Genomic DNA, 509 nt, shown 5'->3' on the forward strand with positions numbered 1-509 from the left:
ACACCAATTCGGAAGCCGACCGGCAGGCATACTTCGATGCTGTCAGCAAATGGTTCCAAGATCGCCATTATCGTCGCATGGATGCCGAACGCGCCCTCGCGTCCCATCCAGTAGCGGATAAGCCCGACGAAGCGGGGGCGCAGGGGGAAGGTTGGCTGGCGATGACGCATCCGGATTTGCCTTTGAACGGCGCGAGCGTTGTCATGTTCGACAGCTTCATTCCCGGCAAAGACGGCTTTGGTCAGGTTATTGCACGGTTTGACAAAGCCCACGGCTGGCACGTTTCGGCATCAGTTGTGGGCGGAGTATACATCAAGCTCACCAATCCGATCAAATGGCGTCCTCTCCCCACCCCTCCAAGCGGCGAGGTGGCGTGATGAAACTCTCTGAACTCATCTCAATAATTGGCGACGACAACATCGGTGTCCAATCTATCGATACATGCGTCCACTCGATCCAAACAGTGAAGCATGGCACCCGTGTAGCTTTCAACACAGACCAGACATTCA

1 protein-coding gene is annotated in these 509 nt (G+C 55.4%); it reads left to right on the top strand.

Features of this window, described 5'->3' with window-relative positions:
* Positions 1-377 (top strand): hypothetical protein (locus tag ACTJKP_RS27175; protein ID WP_440632876.1); only part of this gene is annotated, 377 nt, incomplete at its 5' end.
* Positions 378-509 lie beyond the last annotated feature (132 nt).

The organism is Brucella sp. 22210 (genome assembly GCF_052045675.1).
In the GTDB taxonomy this organism is placed as follows: Bacteria; Pseudomonadota; Alphaproteobacteria; order Rhizobiales; family Rhizobiaceae; genus Brucella.